Here is an 18,104-nt window from a genome sequence, read left to right as displayed (position 1 = left end):
TCTCTAGCAAAAATTATTCACCAGAGTTTTTCTTAATAATTTCTTCAGAAATGCTCTTAGGTACTTCCTCGTAGTGATCGAAGAACATTGTGTAAGTTCCACGTCCTTGTGTACGAGAACGCAAAGAGGTTGCGTAACCGAACATTTCAGCAAGAGGAACAAATGCTTTAACCACTTGAGCATTACCGCGAGCTTCCATACCTTCTACGCGACCACGGCGTGAAGTGATGTCACCCATAACGTCACCCATGTACTCCTCAGGTACAACGACTTCCACTTTCATCATTGGTTCAAGAAGAACTGGGTTACATTTTGATTTTGCGTTCTTAAGTGCCATAGAAGCAGCAATCTTAAACGCCATCTCACTTGAGTCGACATCATGGTAAGAACCATCAAAAAGCTTCGCCTTAATGTCAATCACTGGGTAACCTGCAAGAAGACCATTTTCAAGTGCTTCTTCAAGACCAGCTTGAACAGATGGGATGTATTCTCTTGGTACTACCCCTCCGACGATACCATTTTCAAATTCGAAACCGGCACCTTCTTCGTTAGGAGAGAATTCAATCCACACGTGACCGTATTGACCACGACCACCAGATTGACGTACGAATTTACCTTCGACTTGAGCTGCTTGACGAATCGTTTCACGGTAAGAAACTTGAGGTGCACCAACATTCGCTTCCACTTTAAACTCACGGCGAAGACGGTCAACGATAATGTCTAGGTGAAGCTCACCCATTCCAGCAATGATCGTTTGCCCAGTTTCTTCATCTGTGTGTGTTTTGAATGTTGGATCCTCTTCAGCAAGCTTCGCAAGCGCTAAGCCCATTTTATCTTGGTCGGCTTTTGACTTAGGCTCAACGGACAAGTGGATAACAGGCTCTGGGAACTCCATAGACTCAAGAATAACAAGATTCTTTTCGTCACAAAGTGTATCGCCTGTAGACGTATCTTTTAAACCTACGGCTGCTGCAATGTCACCAGAGTAAACTGTCGAAATTTCCTCACGGTGGTTCGCGTGCATTTGTAGGATACGACCGACGCGCTCACGCTTATCTTTTGTCGAGTTCTTAACGTATGATCCTGAATCTAGCGTTCCAGAATATACACGGAAGAACGTAAGCTTACCAACATAAGGGTCTGTCATAACCTTAAACGCAAGCGCCGCAAACGGCTGATCGTCACCAGGTTTACGAACAGCTTCTTCTTCTGTATCTGGAACATGGCCTTTAATTGCAGGTACATCAAGTGGAGAAGGGAGGTAATCAAGAACAGCGTCTAGCATAAGCTGAACACCTTTGTTCTTAAATGCCGAACCACAAAGGACTGGGTAGAATTCTACATTACACGTTCCTTTACGGATCGCAGCTTTTAATTCTTCCTTTGTAAGTTCTTCTCCTTCTAAGTATTTCATCATGAGTTCTTCATCTAGTTCAGCAGCAGCTTCCACTAGTTTCTCATGATACTCTTGCGCTTGCTCTTTATACTCGTCAGGAATTTCCTTCGCTTCCGTTCTTGTTCCGAGATCATCTTCATAGAAATAAGCGACCATATCAACTAAGTCGATGATTCCTTCAAAATTGTCTTCCGCACCAATTGGTAGTTGGATCGGATGCGCATTTGCTTGAAGGCGGTCACGAAGAGTGCTTACGGAATATAAGAAGTCTGCTCCTGTTTTGTCCATTTTGTTAACGAACACGACACGAGGAACACCGTAAGTTGTTGCTTGACGCCAAACTGTCTCTGTTTGCGGCTCAACACCTGATTGAGCATCAAGTACCGCAACAGCTCCATCTAATACACGTAAAGAACGTTCAACCTCAACGGTAAAGTCTACGTGTCCAGGAGTATCGATGATGTTGATACGATTGTTCTTCCATTGAGCTGTTGTTGCAGCAGATGTGATCGTGATTCCACGCTCTTGCTCCTGCTCCATCCAGTCCATTTGAGAAGCACCTTCGTGAGTCTCACCAATTTTATGGATACGTCCTGTGTAGAACAAAATCCGCTCTGTTGTTGTTGTCTTACCGGCATCGATGTGAGCCATGATCCCGATATTACGCGTATTTTCTAAGGAGAACTCTCTTGCCATCTGTTATTTCTCCTTCCTGCGTTCATAAGATTAGATTTATTGAAATGTAGAATTGTTCAAAAAGGCCGGCTTGAAGCCGTTCTTTTTGAACAAATATCTTAACTTGATCCTACCAACGATAGTGTGCAAACGCTTTGTTCGCTTCCGCCATTTTGTGAGTATCCTCACGCTTCTTCACAGCGGCACCTGTGTTGTTTGCAGCATCTAGAATTTCGTTAGCTAAACGCTCTTCCATCGTTTTTTCACCACGAAGGCGAGAGTAGTTCACTAACCAACGAAGTCCTAATGTCGTGCGGCGCTCAGGCTTCACTTCCACTGGTACTTGATAGTTGGCACCACCTACACGGCGTGCTTTAACTTCAAGAACAGGCATGATGTTCTTTAACGCTTGATCGAACACTTCCATAGGATCTTTTCCGCTACGTTCTCTAACAAGTTCAAACGCATTGTATAAAATCTTTTGTGCAATCCCGCGCTTTCCATCAACCATGATGCGGTTAATGAGGCGAGTAACAAGCTTAGAATTGTAAATTGGATCTGGTAATACATCGCGACGTGCGACAGGTCCTTTACGAGGCATTGTTTCCCCTCCTTTCAACATTTAAACAAATTGTTTTATCCAACCATTACTTCTTGTCTTTTGGACGTTTCGTACCGTATTTTGAGCGACCTTGCATACGATCTTGAACACCAGCCGTATCAAGAGCTCCACGAACGATATGGTAACGTACCCCTGGTAAGTCTTTTACACGGCCTCCGCGAATAAGCACAACGCTGTGCTCTTGGAGGTTGTGTCCGATTCCTGGGATGTACGCTGTTACCTCGATTTGGTTCGATAGACGCACACGAGCATATTTACGAAGCGCTGAGTTCGGCTTCTTCGGTGTCATCGTACCGACACGCGTACAAACACCGCGTTTTTGCGGAGAAGACAAGTCTGTTTGCACTTTTTTGAAGCTGTTGTAGCCTTTATTAAGCGCAGGTGAGTCGGACTTTTTCACCTTAGCCTTACGTCCTTTACGGATTAGCTGATTAATTGTAGGCATCTATGTTTTCCTCCCTTCCTTAACAGTGTTTTTCAAGACCACTGATCCTGGTGGTTCATTTTTAAGTAAAAGTAAAGTTTTTGCCTAGCGGAGTGCTCCGCAAGGCAAAAACATTATTACTTTTTCAATGCTACAGTGGCTGCACCAACATCGATCCCACAAGCTTTCCCAAGCTTTTTCATCGAATCGACATAGATGATAGGGATCTGCTTAACACTTGCCATTGCTTCTACTTTATTGACAACGCGGGGCTCCGCATCTTTTGCAATGACGACCTCAAGCACCTCTTCTTGCTCAAGCGCTTTAAGAGTTTGCTTCGTACCTATGACTAAGTCCGTAGCCTGCGAAACTTTTTCATAAGACATGGATCGATCCTCCAAAGTTACAGGTATTCTCCTAGGCACACTCAGATATCATATCATCGTGTATTTTACGTGTCAACCACTTCTTTGTAAAGGTTATGAAAAACTTTTATTCTGTCGTTACCGCTTCTTCCATCACTGCTTCTTCGGTACCAACGGCTTGTTGGTCATAATCGGACACAATGTCTAAGTTACGGTAACGGTTCATACCTGTACCTGCTGGCACGAGCTTCCCGATGATGACATTTTCTTTTAGGCCAACAAGCTCATCTCTTTTCCCTTTAATGGCTGCATCGGTAAGAACACGCGTCGTTTCCTGGAACGATGCGGCTGATAGGAACGAGTCTGTTTCAAGGGATGCTTTCGTAATTCCAAGTAAGACTGGGCGACCGGTTGCAGGGCGTTTTCCTGAAAGGAGAACTTTTTTGTTCTCATCATTAAAGTGTTGGATCTCAATTAGAGAGCCTGGCAACACTTCTGTGTCCCCTGCATCAATAACGCGAATCTTACGTAGCATTTGACGAACCATCACTTCTACGTGCTTGTCGCCAATTTCTACCCCTTGCATACGGTATACTTTTTGTACTTCACGAAGCAAGTATTCTTGAACACCTGTCATCCCTTGAACTTTCAGCAACTCTTTCGGATCAATAGACCCTTCAGTTAAGCTCTGTCCCGGAACGACTTGCTCGCCAAGCTCTACTTTAATACGAGCGCCGTAAGGAATGGAGTAAGTTTTCGTCTCCATTTCACCTTTGACCGTAATTTCGCGCTTATCTGCATCATTAATGTTGGTAACTTCCCCTTCAATCTCGGTGATAACCGCTTGCCCTTTTGGATTACGAGCTTCGAATAGCTCCTGAATCCGCGGAAGACCTTGAGTAATATCGTCTCCCGCAACCCCACCGGTGTGGAACGTACGCATCGTTAACTGCGTTCCTGGTTCACCGATCGATTGAGCTGCGATGATACCTACCGCTTCGCCAACTTCTACATCGCTACCTGTTGCAAGGTTGCGGCCGTAGCATTTTTTACATACACCGTGACGTGTATCGCATGTGAAGACAGAGCGAATCGTTACTTGTTCAACTCCAGCTTCAACAATTTCCTTTGCGAGATCTTCGTGAATTAGCTCGTTTTTCTTTACAATCGGCTCACCGGTTTCAGGGTGACGAACCGTCTTAAAGGCTACGCGGCCAACAAGTCGGTCGTAAAGACCTTCAATGATTTCGTTCCCTTCCTTAATGGCTTCCACTTCTAAGCCACGATCCGTACCACAATCATCCTCGCGAACGATGACATCCTGGGCAACGTCAACAAGACGTCGTGTTAAGTAACCAGAGTCAGCTGTCTTAAGGGCTGTATCGGCAAGACCTTTACGGGCACCGTGAGTCGAAATAAAGTACTCGAGGACGGTTAACCCTTCACGGAAGCTTGATTTAATTGGAAGTTCGATAATTCGACCGGACGGGTTCGCCATTAACCCACGCATACCTGCTAACTGTGTAAAGTTAGAGGCGTTACCACGGGCACCAGAGTCACTCATCATAAAGATCGGGTTGCGTTTATCTAAGGAGCCCATCAACTTATCTTGAATGACATCCTTCGCTTCACTCCAGATGGAGATGACACGGTCATAACGCTCTTCTTCCGTAATTAAACCACGGCGGAATTGCTTAAGCACACGATCAACCTTTTTCTCAGCTTCAGCAAGAATTTCCTTCTTCTCTGGCAGGACTACGATATCGGCAACACCGACCGTAATACCAGCTTTCGTTGAGTATTTAAACCCGAGGTCTTTCATACGGTCAAGCATTTTAGACGTTTCGGTAATCTTAAACTTCTTAAACACTTCAGCAATGATGTTTCCAAGGAATCCTTTCTTAAATGGAGCGACTACATCACGCTCTTGGAAAAGTTCCTTCACATTGGTTGAAGTCGGAACCATATACTTGCTCGGTGTTTCCACCTCTAAGTTATGAGCAGTTGGCTCATTCACATAAGGGAACGATTCAGGTAAAATCTCATTAAAAATAAGCTTTCCAACCGTTGTTAACAACAACTGAGAGTTTTGCTCTTCTTTAAATGTCGTTTTCCCTAAAGAAGCAACAGGAATCGCAATCCGCGTATGCAAATGAACATAGCCGTTTTGGTACGCGATTAAAGCTTCGTTCGTATCTTTAAATACAGAACCTTCGCCTTTTGCACCTTCACGCTCCATCGTCAAATAGTAGTTCCCAAGAACCATATCTTGTGACGGCGTAACAACCGGCTTTCCATCTTTCGGGTTTAAGATGTTTTGCGCAGCCAACATTAAAATCCGCGCCTCAGCTTGAGCTTCTGCTGATAGCGGGACGTGAACCGCCATTTGGTCCCCGTCAAAGTCGGCATTATACGCTGTACATACAAGCGGATGCAGCTTGATCGCACGACCTTCCACGAGTGTCGGCTCAAACGCTTGGATTCCTAAACGGTGAAGGGTCGGTGCACGGTTAAGAAGAACCGGATGCTCTTTGATAACTTCTTCAAGAACGTCCCATACCTCTGGTTGTACCCGTTCCACTTTTCGTTTCGCGCTTTTAATGTTATGTGCTAACCCTTTGCTAACAAGCTCTTTCATGACAAATGGCTTGAACAGCTCAAGCGCCATTTCCTTTGGCAGGCCGCACTGATACATTTTTAAGTTCGGACCTACGACGATAACGGAACGACCCGAGTAGTCTACACGCTTCCCGAGAAGGTTTTGACGGAAGCGCCCTTGCTTCCCTTTCAACATATGAGAAAGAGATTTAAGTGGGCGGTTACCAGGACCTGTCACAGGGCGACCACGGCGACCGTTATCGATGAGAGCGTCAACCGCTTCTTGCAGCATACGCTTCTCGTTTTGCACAATAATGCTTGGTGCGCCTAGATCTAAGAGACGCTTTAACCGGTTGTTCCGGTTAATCACGCGACGATATAAGTCGTTGAGGTCAGAGGTTGCAAAGCGCCCCCCATCAAGCTGAACCATTGGACGTAATTCTGGTGGAATGACCGGAAGAACATCAAGGATCATCCAAGAAGGTTCATTTCCAGAGTTACGAAATGCTTCAAGCACCTCCAGTCGTTTAATTGCACGTGTCCGGCGTTGGCCTTGCGCTGTTTGAAGCTCTTCTTTTAGCCCATCGACTTCTTTATCGAGGTCGATATCCATAAGCAGCTTACGAATCGCTTCCGCCCCCATTTGCGCTGTAAATGAGCGGCCATATTTATCTAAGTACGCGCGAAATTCTTTTTCAGAAAGTAATTGTTTCTTTTCAAGTGGTGTATCCCCTGGATCTGTCACTACATAAGAAGCAAAGTAGATGACTTCTTCAAGTGATCGTGGAGACATATCCAAAACAAGCCCCATTCGGCTTGGGATTCCTTTAAAGTACCAAATATGAGAGACAGGTGCTGCTAGCTCAATATGACCCATCCGCTCACGGCGAACCTTCGCCCGCGTGACTTCAACACCACAACGGTCACAAACGACCCCTTTGTAGCGAACGCGCTTATATTTTCCACAGTGACACTCCCAGTCCTTTTGCGGACCGAAAATACGCTCGCAGAAAAGCCCGTCTTTTTCTGGTTTGAGGGTACGGTAGTTAATGGTTTCCGGCTTTTTCACTTCGCCGCGAGACCAAGAACGAATTTTATTTGGTGAAGCAAGACCAATTTTCATGTACTCAAAATTGTTTACGTCTATCAAGGGGCCAACCTCCCTTATGATTTCCATGTCCAAAAGCAGGTAACGAATTTAAAGAGCAAGTGAAAGGGGACTGCTCCCCTTTCAGCTGATTAAACATTTGATTCTGTTGAATCAATATTCAAGTTCAATTTGTCGCTTGCTTGTTCATCCTCATCATCAAGCTCTTTCATTTCAATCTCTTCCTCAGTACTTGATAGCATCTTGACGTCCATACCGAGAGACTGTAGCTCTTTTATAAGAACTTTAAATGATTCTGGAACACCAGGCTCAGGGACGTTTTCTCCCTTTACGATGGCTTCGTACGTTTTCACACGACCTACGACGTCATCCGATTTGACGGTAAGGATTTCTTGAAGGGTGTAGGCAGCACCATAAGCTTCTAATGCCCATACCTCCATCTCACCAAAACGCTGACCACCGAACTGCGCTTTACCTCCCAATGGCTGTTGCGTTACAAGGGAGTAAGGACCTGTCGAACGTGCGTGCAACTTATCGTCAACCATGTGAGCAAGCTTGATCATGTACATAATGCCGACGGAGACACGATTATCAAACGGTTCACCTGTACGTCCATCATACAAGATCGTTTTTCCGTCTCGCGCCATTCCTGCTTCTTCAAGCGTCGCCCAGACGTCCTCTTCACTAGCACCGTCAAATACTGGTGATGCCACATGAAGGCCAAGACGTCTAGCCGCCATTCCTAAATGAAGTTCAAGCACTTGTCCGATATTCATTCGTGAAGGTACCCCTAGTGGGTTTAACATAATGTCAATCGGCGTGCCATCAGGTAAATACGGCATATCCTCTTCTGGAAGAATCCGAGAGATAACCCCTTTGTTACCGTGACGACCGGCCATTTTATCCCCTTCATGAATTTTACGCTTCTGAACAATGTACACACGGACGAGCTGGTTTACACCAGGAGGCAGTTCATCACCGTCTTCACGGTTGAAGATTTTCACGTCAAGGACGATTCCGTCTCCGCCATGCGGCGCACGTAAGGACGTATCACGTACTTCACGAGCTTTCTCACCGAAGATGGCATGAAGTAAACGCTCTTCCGCTGTCAGCTCCGTCACACCTTTAGGCGTTACTTTACCGACGAGAATATCGCCATCTTTTACTTCTGCCCCAACGCGAATGATTCCTCGCTCATCCAAGTTGCGCAATGCATCTTCCCCGACGTTTGGAATATCCCGCGTAATTTCTTCTGGCCCAAGCTTCGTGTCACGAGCTTCTGACTCGTACTCCTCAATGTGAATCGATGTGTACACATCGTCTTTTACGAGACGCTCACTTAAAATAATCGCATCCTCATAGTTGTACCCTTCCCAAGTCATGAAGCCGACGAGAACGTTGCGTCCGAGCGCCATCTCACCTTTTTCCATCGAAGGTCCATCAGCAAGGATTTCACGCTTCTCCACCACGTCTCCTTCTTTTACGATTGGACGTTGGTTGTAGCTCGTTCCTTGGTTCGAGCGAATAAACTTCTGTAGGCGATATTTATCAAGATCCCCTTTGATCTCTTTTCCGTCCACTTCTTCTAGACGACGAACCCAAATTTCTTTCGCCGTTACTCGCTCGACAATTCCGCGGTGTTTAGAGACGATCGCAGCACCCGAATCTTTCGCCGATATGTGCTCCATCCCTGTTCCGACAATTGGAGCTTCCGGTACAAGAAGCGGTACCGCCTGACGTTGCATGTTCGCACCCATAAGCGCCCGGTTAGAGTCATCGTTTTCTAAGAACGGGATACATGATGTCGCAGCTGAAACGACTTGCTTCGGCGATACGTCCATGTAGTCCACACGATCTCTAGATACAACGATATTCTCACCACGGAAGCGGGCGATAATGTTTTCATCGATAAACGATCCGTCCTCGGCAAGCTTCATGTTCGCCTGGGCCACAACGTAGTTATCTTCTTCATCTGCCGTTAAGTAATCAATTTGCGCCGTAACCTTCCCAGTTTCAGGGTCTACGCGGCGATAAGGTGTCTCCATAAAGCCGAACTCGTTGACTTTAGCATAAGTGGATAACGAGTTGATCAAACCGATGTTTGGACCCTCCGGTGTCTCAATCGGACACATCCGTCCATAGTGGGAGTAGTGGACGTCACGAACCTCAAACCCTGCGCGCTCACGTGTTAATCCTCCAGGCCCTAACGCAGAAAGACGACGCTTATGCGTTAACTCCGCTAACGGGTTCGTCTGATCCATGAATTGAGATAGCTGTGAGCTACCAAAGAACTCTTTAATCGATGCAATCACTGGGCGAATGTTAATAAGTGCTTGCGGCGTAATGCTGTTCGGGTCTTGAATAGACATACGCTCACGAACAACCCGCTCCATACGCGATAATCCGATACGGAATTGGTTTTGCAACAACTCACCGACAGAACGGAGGCGACGGTTTCCTAAATGATCAATGTCATCGGTTCCACCGACACCATGCAACAAGTTAAAGAAGTAGTTAATCGAAGCGATGATGTCCGCCGGTGTAATATGCTTAATTTCCTTTTCAACAAGTCCGTTGCCGATGACACGAATGACATGTTCTCCATCTTGATCATCTGGTGCATAGATTTTCACCGATTGAAGACGAACTTCATCTTCTTCCACAACACCACCAGACATGCGAACAGTCCGGAAACCAACATTGTTTTCTAAATATGGGAGAATGCGATCCAACGTACGACGATCAATAATGGACCCTTCTTCCGCAATCACTTCTCCGGTTTCTGGATCAATAAGCGTTTCTGCTAAGCGCTGATTGAATAGGCGGTTTTTTATGTGTAATTTTTTATTGACTTTATAGCGACCTACATTCGCTAAGTCATAGCGTTTTGGGTCAAAGAAACGAGAGTCGAGTAAGCTTTTCGCATTTTCGACAGTAGGTGGTTCACCTGGGCGAAGACGCTCGTAGATTTCCAGCAATGCTTTTTCGGCACTGTCTGTGTTATCTTTTTCTAGCGTGTTGCGTAGATACTCGTCTTCTCCTAGTAAATCAATGATTTCTTGATCAGAACCAAACCCAAGGGCACGCAAAAGAACCGTTACAGGAATCTTCCGTGTACGATCGATTCTCACATAGACAATATCCTTTGCATCGGTCTCTAACTCTAACCATGCACCACGATTTGGAATCACCGTTGCGGTGTAACCTTTTTTTCCGTTTTTATCAATCTTCTCGCTATAGTAAACACTAGGTGAACGAACAAGCTGAGAAACGATCACTCGCTCCGCTCCGTTAATGATGAACGTTCCCGTGTCTGTCATGAGCGGGAAGTCCCCCATAAACACTTCTTGCTCTTTTACTTCACCAGTTTCTTTGTTAATTAAGCGAACTTTCACACGTAAAGGCGCCGCATAGGTCACATCACGTTCTTTTGACTCATCCACCGGATATTTTGGTTCTCCGAGACTATAATCAATAAACTCTAAAACTAAATTTCCGGTGAAGTCTTGAATGGGTGAAATGTCCTGAAACATTTCACGTAACCCCTCATCAAGAAACCATTGATAAGAAGCTGTTTGAATCTCGATTAAGTTTGGTAGCTCCAAAACTTCATTGATTCGTGCATAGCTTCTACGTTGGCGGTGGCGTCCATACTGAATGAGTTGACCTGTCAACTGATTCACCCCTCAAATCTCGCGTTATAGTAATAGAGGATGTTCAAAAGAAACAACCCGAAAACGGTTAAAACTTTACCGCCTCGCGTTACGTTTTTTTGAACAAATACTAAGAAAAGCGCAGGTACTTTCCTCCTAAAAATCAGACTCACTGAATCAGTAGTCTTCTTTTTAAAAAAGTACAGGAGCTATAAAAACATGCTTTTGCCATTTGTCAGATCACTGGCTTCCCTTGAACCTATGAAAGAGGAACAAAAAGAAAAAATGGTTTTATCCACAAACCATAATCCTCTACACCATTCGATTATATAAGGATAGCCAAATCCTTCCTTAAATATACTCGTTGATCCACTTGACAAACGACTCCTTTTTTGATTTATAAAAAGGCATTCATACGCATTAAATAACAATAACACAAAAGCAATCGTCAGTCAATTCTTTTTGCACGAATAATAAAATACCCTTTTTTCTTCGTGACGACCTCTACTTCTTCGTACAAGTTATGCAGCTTATCAAGCGTCGATGGAGCACCTTGCTTCTTTTGAATGACGATCCATAACTCACCGTTTGATAAAAGGTAATCGCGCGCATCCTCAAAAAGTTGATGAACGACTCTTTTGCCAGCACGTATCGGTGGGTTTGTAACGATGGCCGCAAATTGTCGATCTTGCACTTGTTGGAACAAGTCACTTCGATAAACGACAACATTTTTTACGTGATTCGCCGTTGCATTTCGTTTCGCAAGGTCGATGGCTCGTTCATTTACATCCACCATATGAACCGAGCGCTCTCCTCCATCCCTTGCAAGGGAAATCCCGATTGGCCCGTAGCCGCAACCGACATCTAGCACATCTCCTTCAATTTCAGGGAATTGAAATGTCTCAATTAATAAACGACTACCAAAGTCCACCTCTTGTTTCGAAAAAACACCACGGTCTGTCGTAAATTGAAAAGAATGACCTCGAAGGGTATAGGACCAGCTTCGCTCATCACTTCCAACGATCGGATTTGCACTATAATAATGGTCTGTCATTACGCCACCCCCTCCTATTCCTATTCCCACCTATAAGTCAATCCATGCACCGAAGCCTATCAGGTCCGTTCATCAGATTAAGTTTCATGATAGTCTTAAAAAAACTCGACTTGCCGCCACTATTTACTAGCGGAAGCGATCATTTATACTTATCAAGCAAAGACGTAACGTTTTTAAAAGAAGTGGAAAAAAAGACCCGCGATATCGCGAGCCTCTTTTTGCTAATTATGACTACTTAAGCTCTACAGAAGCACCTGCTTCTTCAAGCTTCGCTTTCATTTCTTCAGCTTCTTCTTTCGCTACGCCTTCTTTAATTGGAGCTGGAGCACCGTCAACAAGTGCTTTTGCTTCTTTAAGGCCAAGACCAGTGATTTCACGAACAACTTTGATAACGTTGATCTTAGAACCACCAGCTGATTCAAGGACAACATCAAATTCTGTTTTTTCTGCCGCGCCACCTTCTGCAGCTGCGCCACCAGCTACTGCTACAGGAGCTGCTGCTGTTACACCAAACTCTTCTTCAATTGCTTTTACAAGGTCGTTAAGTTCTAAAACTGTCATTTCTTTAATCGCTTCAATGATTTGATCTTTGCTCATTGATAAATCCTCCCTATTTTCATATTAATCATCCGATCAATGGATAAAACACACGTCATTAGGCGCCTTGCTCTTCTTTTTGGTCAGCCACAGCTTTTGTCGCCAACGCAAAGTTGCGCACAGGTGCTTGAAGCACGCTAAGCAACATAGAAAGAAGACCTTCGCGTGATGGAAGTTCCGCAAGTGCTTTCACTTCTTCAACAGACGCTACGTTTCCTTCAATGACACCCGCTTTGATTTCAAGCGCTTCATGTTCCTTTGCGAAGCTGTTAATGATCTTCGCTGGTGCAATCGCATCTTCATTGTGGAATGCAATCGCAGTTGGGCCTACAAGCACGTCATTAAGTTCGGTTAACTCCGCTACTTCCGCTGCACGGCGAGTCATCGTATTTTTATATACTTTGAACTCACAGCCCGCTTCGCGAAGTTGCTTACGAAGCTCAGTTACTTCAGCTACGTTTAATCCACGATAGTCAACCACAACTGTCGATTGGCTTTCCTTTAACTTCGTTGCGATTTCAGTAACGATTTGCTTTTTTTGTTCTAGGACACTCATCTTTCACACCTCCTGTAGGATCGTTCCATACCGTTTCAGTCAAGAGGCCAACGAAAATGCCCCCATGCAGACATGAGGGCATACGAGTCCAGTCAAAAGACTTTCATCTATTTGCTTACCTCGGTAGGAAATTAAGCGAATCACGCACCTACTGTCTACGGTATGTTTCAACGCCTGTTCAAAAAGTTCTTTCTGAACAAGCTCTATTGATTTTTAACAGAACACTCCGTTAGTATACGCAAGAGTGATCGCATTGTCAACTTTTAATTTATTTCCCAAAGCTAGCTGTGCTAACTTTCACACCAGGACCCATTGTTGAAGAAACAGCGATGTTCTTCAAGTAAGTTCCTTTCGCCGCAGCTGGCTTTGCTTTCACAAGCGTATCGATGATTGTTTCGAAGTTCTCAGCAAGTTTCGCTGTGTCAAACGATACTTTACCAATCGGAACGTGGATGTTACCAGCTTTGTCTACACGGTATTCCACTTTACCTGCTTTGATATCATTTACCGCTTTTTCAACTTCGAATGTAACTGTACCTGTTTTCGGGTTTGGCATTAAGCCTTTTGGTCCAAGAACACGACCAAGCTTACCAACTTGAGCCATCATGTCAGGTGTCGCAACGATCACATCAAAATCGAACCAACCTTGGCTGATTTTGTTAATGTAATCTTCATCACCAACATAGTCTGCTCCAGCCGCTTCTGCTTCCTTTGCTTTTTCTCCCTTTGCGAATACGAGCACGCGTTGTGTTTTACCCGTACCGTTTGGAAGAACAACAGCACCGCGAATTTGTTGATCCGCTTTCTTAGGATCTACTCCTAAACGTACAGCAACTTCCACCGTTTCATCAAATTTTGCAACAGAAGCCTTTTTCACTAACTCTAATGCTTCTTCTACTTGATACGCTTGATCACGGTCGATTAACTTGACCGCTTCTAAATATTTTTTTCCACGTTTAGCCATTGCTATTTTTCCTCCTCGTATGTGGTTTTAGCGGTTATACCTCCCACTATGAAAGGTTGCGAGCCCCAACAGGCAAAAGGAGTTTCTCCTCGATCGCAACCTTCACTCAAACCTTAGCCATTAGTCCTCAATCACAATACCCATGCTTCGAGCCGTACCTTCAACCATACGCATAGCTGCTTCAACATCGGCAGCGTTCAAATCAGGCATTTTCGTCTCAGCAATTTCGCGCACCTTGTCTCGTTTAACCGTTGCAACTTTGTTACGGTTTGGCTCACCAGAGCCTGACTCGATTCCAGCTGCTTTTTTCAAAAGAACAGCAGCAGGCGGAGTTTTTGTGACAAATGTAAACGAACGGTCTTCAAACACCGTGATTTCAACCGGAATGATAAGACCTGCTTGGTCTGAAGTACGAGCGTTAAATTCCTTACAAAAACCCATAATGTTCACACCTGCTTGACCTAGTGCAGGACCAACCGGTGGAGCTGGGTTCGCTTTACCTGCTGGAATTTGTAGCTTTACCATTTTAATAACCTTTTTAGCCACGTGACACACCTCCTTAGTCCGTGATGTGGTTAACCGGGCATTTTGCCCTCCCACTCAAAAAACGGATGCTTGTACGCACCCGATGGTTCATGAAAACAAACCAGGATCAAACACAAAAATTTTATCACTTCCAGATCAAGATATCAAGACTTTCTTAAATCTTTTCAATCTGGGTGAATTCAAGCTCAACTGGGGTTTCTCTTCCAAACATGTTCACATGCACTTTTAGCTTACGCTTGTCCAGTTGAATTTCTTCAATCGTTCCAATGAAGTTGGCAAAAGGACCTTCTTTCACTTTTACAGATTCCTTTAATTGGAAATCAATCTCTACTTGTCGCTCCTCTTGCATGCCCATCTGGCGCAAAATCGCGTCTACTTCTTCTGGAAGAAGCGGGGTTGGCTTTGATCCCGCACCTGCGGAACCGACAAAACCAGTCACCCCAGGTGTATTTCGGACCACGTACCAAGAATCATCGGTCATGACCATTTCTACAAGCACATATCCCGGAAAGACTTTACGGGAAACTTGTTTACTCTTTCCGTTCTTCACTTCCGTTTCCTCTTCAACCGGAACCATCACGCGAAAGATTTTGTCGGTCATGTCCATTGACTCTACACGCTTTTCCAAATTCGTCTTCACTTTGTTTTCATAGCCCGAATACGTGTGGACCACATACCAATTTTTCTCCATAAACAGTAGGACGGTTTATGTCCTTCCCTCCTCTTCGGTTCATTCACAACCAACTAGGTGTGAATGGGCAAAAGTTCAGGAACCTCGCACTTACGAACTTACGCAGTTCCGCTAGTCATCGGCCATTATTCAATCAATCCACGTACGAGGGCGGAAATTCCATAATCAACAACGGCAAAGAATACCGTAATGAACGCTACAGTCCCTAATACAACAAGTGTATAGCGAGTAAGCTCCTTACGAGTCGGCCAAGAGACTCGCTTCATCTCCGCTACTACATCACCAAAAAACTTACCAATACCTTTTACGCCGCCAGCCACGACAGACACCTCCAGCACCAATCAATATAGACAAAGGGCACCTCTTCTATTCAAAAACTCGCTTAAAGCAACCGAGAATTGCATAAGCCAAAAATGCAGGGGTACACTTTATATACACAGCAACCCCGAAAACCATTTTGGACTTGGTTCGTCACCAAGTCTAAAATAGTTAAAGCTTCTTTTCTTGCAGTTTCATCGATTCATAAATAAAGCAATCGAAAATTAATAACGGTAAAACATTATTTCGTTTCTCGGTGAAGCGTGTGTCGGTTACACGTCCTACAAAACTTTTTCATTTCCAAGCGGTCGGTATGAGACTGCTGATTGGTTTTCGTTGAGTAGTTGCGTGACCTACATTCGACGCACGCAAGAATTCGCTTCACTCCCAATGAAAACCCTCCCACTTGGTTCAGTGTACAGACTACCTCAATGTAGCATACAAGCGTTTGAGTGTCAATCGGTTCTCTTATTGGTTTGAAAAGGCGGGACTCTATGTGCTCAGCCATTAGGCAGTTCGACTTGACGAACTGTATTTACTAGATTACAAGCTAACACCCTTCAATTCCATATACCGCTCTAACTTGCGCTTCACACGTTGGAGCGCATTATCAATCGACTTTACATGACGATTCAGTTCCGCAGAGATTTCTTGATACGACCTACCATCAAGATAAAGCATTAGCACCTTACGCTCTAAATCACTCAATAACTCGCCCATTTTCACTTCTATGTCATCAAACTCTTCCTGATTGATTAGAAGCTCTTCTGGGTCCGTTACGCGCGAGCCACAAACGACATCAAGCAACGTACGATCAGATTCTTCATCGTAGAGAGGCTTATCGAGAGAAACATAGGAGTTAAGAGGTATGTGCTTTTGACGAGTTGCCGTTTTGATAGCCGTGATAATCTGGCGGGTAATGCACAGCTCAGCAAATGCCTTAAACGAAGATAGCTTGTCCCCTTTAAAGTCACGAATTGCTTTGTATAAGCCAATCATGCCTTCCTGAACAATATCTTCATGATCAGCACCAATCAAAAAGTAAGAGCGAGCTTTTGCACGGACAAAGTTCTTATACTTATGAATCAAATACTCCAGTGCAGCACCATCTCCATTACGAACTCGGTTTACTAAGCCTTCATCTTCAATCTGATTAAAATCAAGGTTGGAAGCAGTTGCATTTAGGTCCACGCTCATGGAAATCCCTCCGGACAAGCTGTTGTCTAAATTATACGAACATTATATAGCACGATTTTCCAGTCCGTCAACCGCTCATCTGTCGCCTCGACGCCATTTTTCAAAAATTTCGGCCAATTCTTCGGTAAGGGCAATTTTTGTCGAATTATGTTCTTTATTGCTTTTTTCGACAGTTTTCTCAATCCCCTTTCCTGTTACTTCCATTTCATTATGAAGCTCTCTTGCTGACTTTCGCAGGGCTCCACTCCCAAAAATATGGGATTGTTCTGCGAGGTCAGAAGTGGCTACATAGATTTGGGTATCAATCCGTTTCAATTCCCGAACGAGCCTTTCAATTCGCTCATCTGCCGTCTCGTTTTTTCTCGTATAAATTACTTCGATACGGTGATTGTTATACGTTCGCCCAACGCCAGGAACCATATGGGCATCAAAAACAAGGATAACCTTACAACCTGTATAAGCTTGATACTCGGCTAACCGATCGATGAGCTTGTCCCGTGCGAGAGCCAAATCGCGATCCTTTAATTCCTTTAATTCAGGCCATGCACCAATCATGTTGTAGCCGTCAACGATTAAAATCTCCCTCATGCTACTCCCTACCTAACGGATGTCGCTTACGATAAGCCTCATACATAAGAAGGCTAGTAGCAACAGACGCATTCAGCGACGTTACCTGACCAACCATCGGAATTCGCACAAGAAAATCACACTTTTCGCGAACGAGACGACTTAACCCTTTACCTTCACTGCCAATGACAAGTGCGATTGGCATGTCATAGGCTGCGCCTCTATAATCTTCACTTCCTTTTGCATCGGTTCCGATAAACCAAAGGCCGCGCTTTTTTAAATCTTCCATCGTCCGTGCCAAGTTCGTCACCCGCACAACAGGCACATACTCAATAGCTCCCGTAGACGCTTTCGCAACCGTCTGTGTTAAGCCAACGGCTCGTCTTTTCGGAATGATGACACCATGGACACCTGCAGCATCGGCTGTTCGAAGGATCGACCCAAGGTTATGAGGGTCCTCCACTTCATCCAGGACAATAAAAAATGGCTCTTCTCCTTTTTCTGCTGCTCGTTGAAATAGGTCATCCATTTCTGCATATTCATACGCAGCGACAGAAGCGACGACTCCTTGATGGTTTTCATGCCCGATTAACTGGTCGAGCTTACGCTTTGGAACATGCTGGACAAGCACACCCTGTTCTTTGGCCAGCTCAAGAACCTTTTGCATTTGTCCTTTTTGTGATCCTTCACCAATCCAAATTTTATTCATCGGCCGGCCTGAACGAAGCGCTTCAATGATCGGGTTTTTCCCGGTAATGAATTCACGATCCACG

Annotated in this window: 17 protein-coding genes and 1 other annotated feature; all 17 genes read right to left on the bottom strand. The window is 44.8% G+C overall.

Annotation, left to right across the window (positions count from 1 at the left end):
* Window positions 1–13: 13 nt before the first annotated feature.
* Window positions 14–2,092 (bottom strand): elongation factor G, encoded by a 2,079-nt coding sequence (gene fusA, locus E2L07_RS08780; protein WP_053432307.1) that lies wholly within the window; start codon window positions 2,090–2,092, stop codon window positions 14–16.
* 109 nt (window positions 2,093–2,201) lie between these two features.
* Complete coding sequence (rpsG, locus tag E2L07_RS08775; RefSeq protein ID WP_010896313.1) at window positions 2,202–2,672, bottom strand: 30S ribosomal protein S7; 471 nt, start codon at window positions 2,670–2,672, stop codon at window positions 2,202–2,204.
* 46 nt (window positions 2,673–2,718) lie between these two features.
* Window positions 2,719–3,138 (bottom strand): 30S ribosomal protein S12, encoded by a 420-nt coding sequence (rpsL, locus tag E2L07_RS08770; protein ID WP_010896312.1) that lies wholly within the window; start codon window positions 3,136–3,138, stop codon window positions 2,719–2,721.
* 116 nt (window positions 3,139–3,254) lie between these two features.
* The gene (locus tag E2L07_RS08765) at window positions 3,255–3,503 is read right to left on the bottom strand and encodes a 50S ribosomal protein L7ae-like protein (RefSeq protein WP_010896311.1); all 249 of its coding nucleotides are present in this window, start codon (window positions 3,501–3,503) and stop codon (window positions 3,255–3,257) included.
* Window positions 3,504–3,609: 106 nt separating this feature from the next.
* Window positions 3,610–7,230, bottom strand: coding sequence for a DNA-directed RNA polymerase subunit beta' (gene rpoC, locus E2L07_RS08760; protein ID WP_053432306.1), 3,621 nt, complete (start codon window positions 7,228–7,230; stop codon window positions 3,610–3,612).
* A gap of 89 nt (window positions 7,231–7,319) precedes the next feature.
* Entirely contained in the window at window positions 7,320–10,862 is a 3,543-nt protein-coding gene (gene rpoB, locus E2L07_RS08755; protein ID WP_134229378.1) for a DNA-directed RNA polymerase subunit beta, read from the bottom strand.
* A gap of 427 nt (window positions 10,863–11,289) precedes the next feature.
* Window positions 11,290–11,895 (bottom strand): class I SAM-dependent methyltransferase, encoded by a 606-nt coding sequence (locus E2L07_RS08750; protein WP_010896307.1) that lies wholly within the window; start codon window positions 11,893–11,895, stop codon window positions 11,290–11,292.
* Window positions 11,896–12,126: 231 nt separating this feature from the next.
* Complete coding sequence (rplL, locus tag E2L07_RS08745) at window positions 12,127–12,492, bottom strand: 50S ribosomal protein L7/L12 (protein WP_010896305.1); 366 nt, start codon at window positions 12,490–12,492, stop codon at window positions 12,127–12,129.
* A gap of 58 nt (window positions 12,493–12,550) precedes the next feature.
* On the bottom strand, window positions 12,551–13,048 hold the full coding sequence (gene rplJ / locus E2L07_RS08740; RefSeq protein ID WP_010896304.1) for a 50S ribosomal protein L10: 498 nt from the start codon (window positions 13,046–13,048) through the stop codon (window positions 12,551–12,553).
* 43 nt (window positions 13,049–13,091) lie between these two features.
* Window positions 13,092–13,227, bottom strand: a sequence feature (ribosomal protein L10 leader region).
* 89 nt (window positions 13,228–13,316) lie between these two features.
* Window positions 13,317–14,012, bottom strand: a complete 696-nt coding sequence (gene rplA, locus E2L07_RS08735) for a 50S ribosomal protein L1 (protein ID WP_134229377.1) — start codon at window positions 14,010–14,012, stop codon at window positions 13,317–13,319.
* Between the two features lie 120 nt (window positions 14,013–14,132).
* Window positions 14,133–14,558, bottom strand: coding sequence for a 50S ribosomal protein L11 (rplK, locus tag E2L07_RS08730; protein WP_010896302.1), 426 nt, complete (start codon window positions 14,556–14,558; stop codon window positions 14,133–14,135).
* Window positions 14,559–14,712: 154 nt separating this feature from the next.
* On the bottom strand, window positions 14,713–15,249 hold the full coding sequence (gene nusG / locus E2L07_RS08725; protein WP_010896301.1) for a transcription termination/antitermination protein NusG: 537 nt from the start codon (window positions 15,247–15,249) through the stop codon (window positions 14,713–14,715).
* A gap of 125 nt (window positions 15,250–15,374) precedes the next feature.
* A complete protein-coding gene (gene secE / locus E2L07_RS08720) occupies window positions 15,375–15,569 on the bottom strand; it encodes a preprotein translocase subunit SecE (protein WP_010896300.1) in 195 nt (64 codons plus the stop codon).
* A 239-nt stretch (window positions 15,570–15,808) separates the two neighbouring features.
* Window positions 15,809–15,958 (bottom strand): 50S ribosomal protein L33, encoded by a 150-nt coding sequence (rpmG, locus tag E2L07_RS08715; protein ID WP_010896299.1) that lies wholly within the window; start codon window positions 15,956–15,958, stop codon window positions 15,809–15,811.
* Window positions 15,959–16,110: 152 nt separating this feature from the next.
* A complete protein-coding gene (gene sigH / locus E2L07_RS08710; RefSeq protein WP_134229376.1) occupies window positions 16,111–16,764 on the bottom strand; it encodes an RNA polymerase sporulation sigma factor SigH in 654 nt (217 codons plus the stop codon).
* 75 nt (window positions 16,765–16,839) lie between these two features.
* Window positions 16,840–17,352, bottom strand: a complete 513-nt coding sequence (locus tag E2L07_RS08705) for an NYN domain-containing protein (protein WP_134229375.1) — start codon at window positions 17,350–17,352, stop codon at window positions 16,840–16,842.
* Window position 17,353: 1 nt separating this feature from the next.
* Window positions 17,354–18,103, bottom strand: a complete 750-nt coding sequence (gene rlmB / locus E2L07_RS08700) for a 23S rRNA (guanosine(2251)-2'-O)-methyltransferase RlmB (protein ID WP_010896296.1) — start codon at window positions 18,101–18,103, stop codon at window positions 17,354–17,356.
* Between the last annotated feature and the right edge of the window lies 1 nt (window position 18,104).

This window comes from Halalkalibacterium halodurans (genome assembly GCF_004376175.1).
Lineage (GTDB): Bacteria > Bacillota > Bacilli > Bacillales > Bacillaceae_D > Halalkalibacterium > Halalkalibacterium halodurans.
The sequence above is the reverse complement of the archived record's forward strand: the minus strand, read 5'-3'. Positions and strand labels throughout refer to the sequence as shown.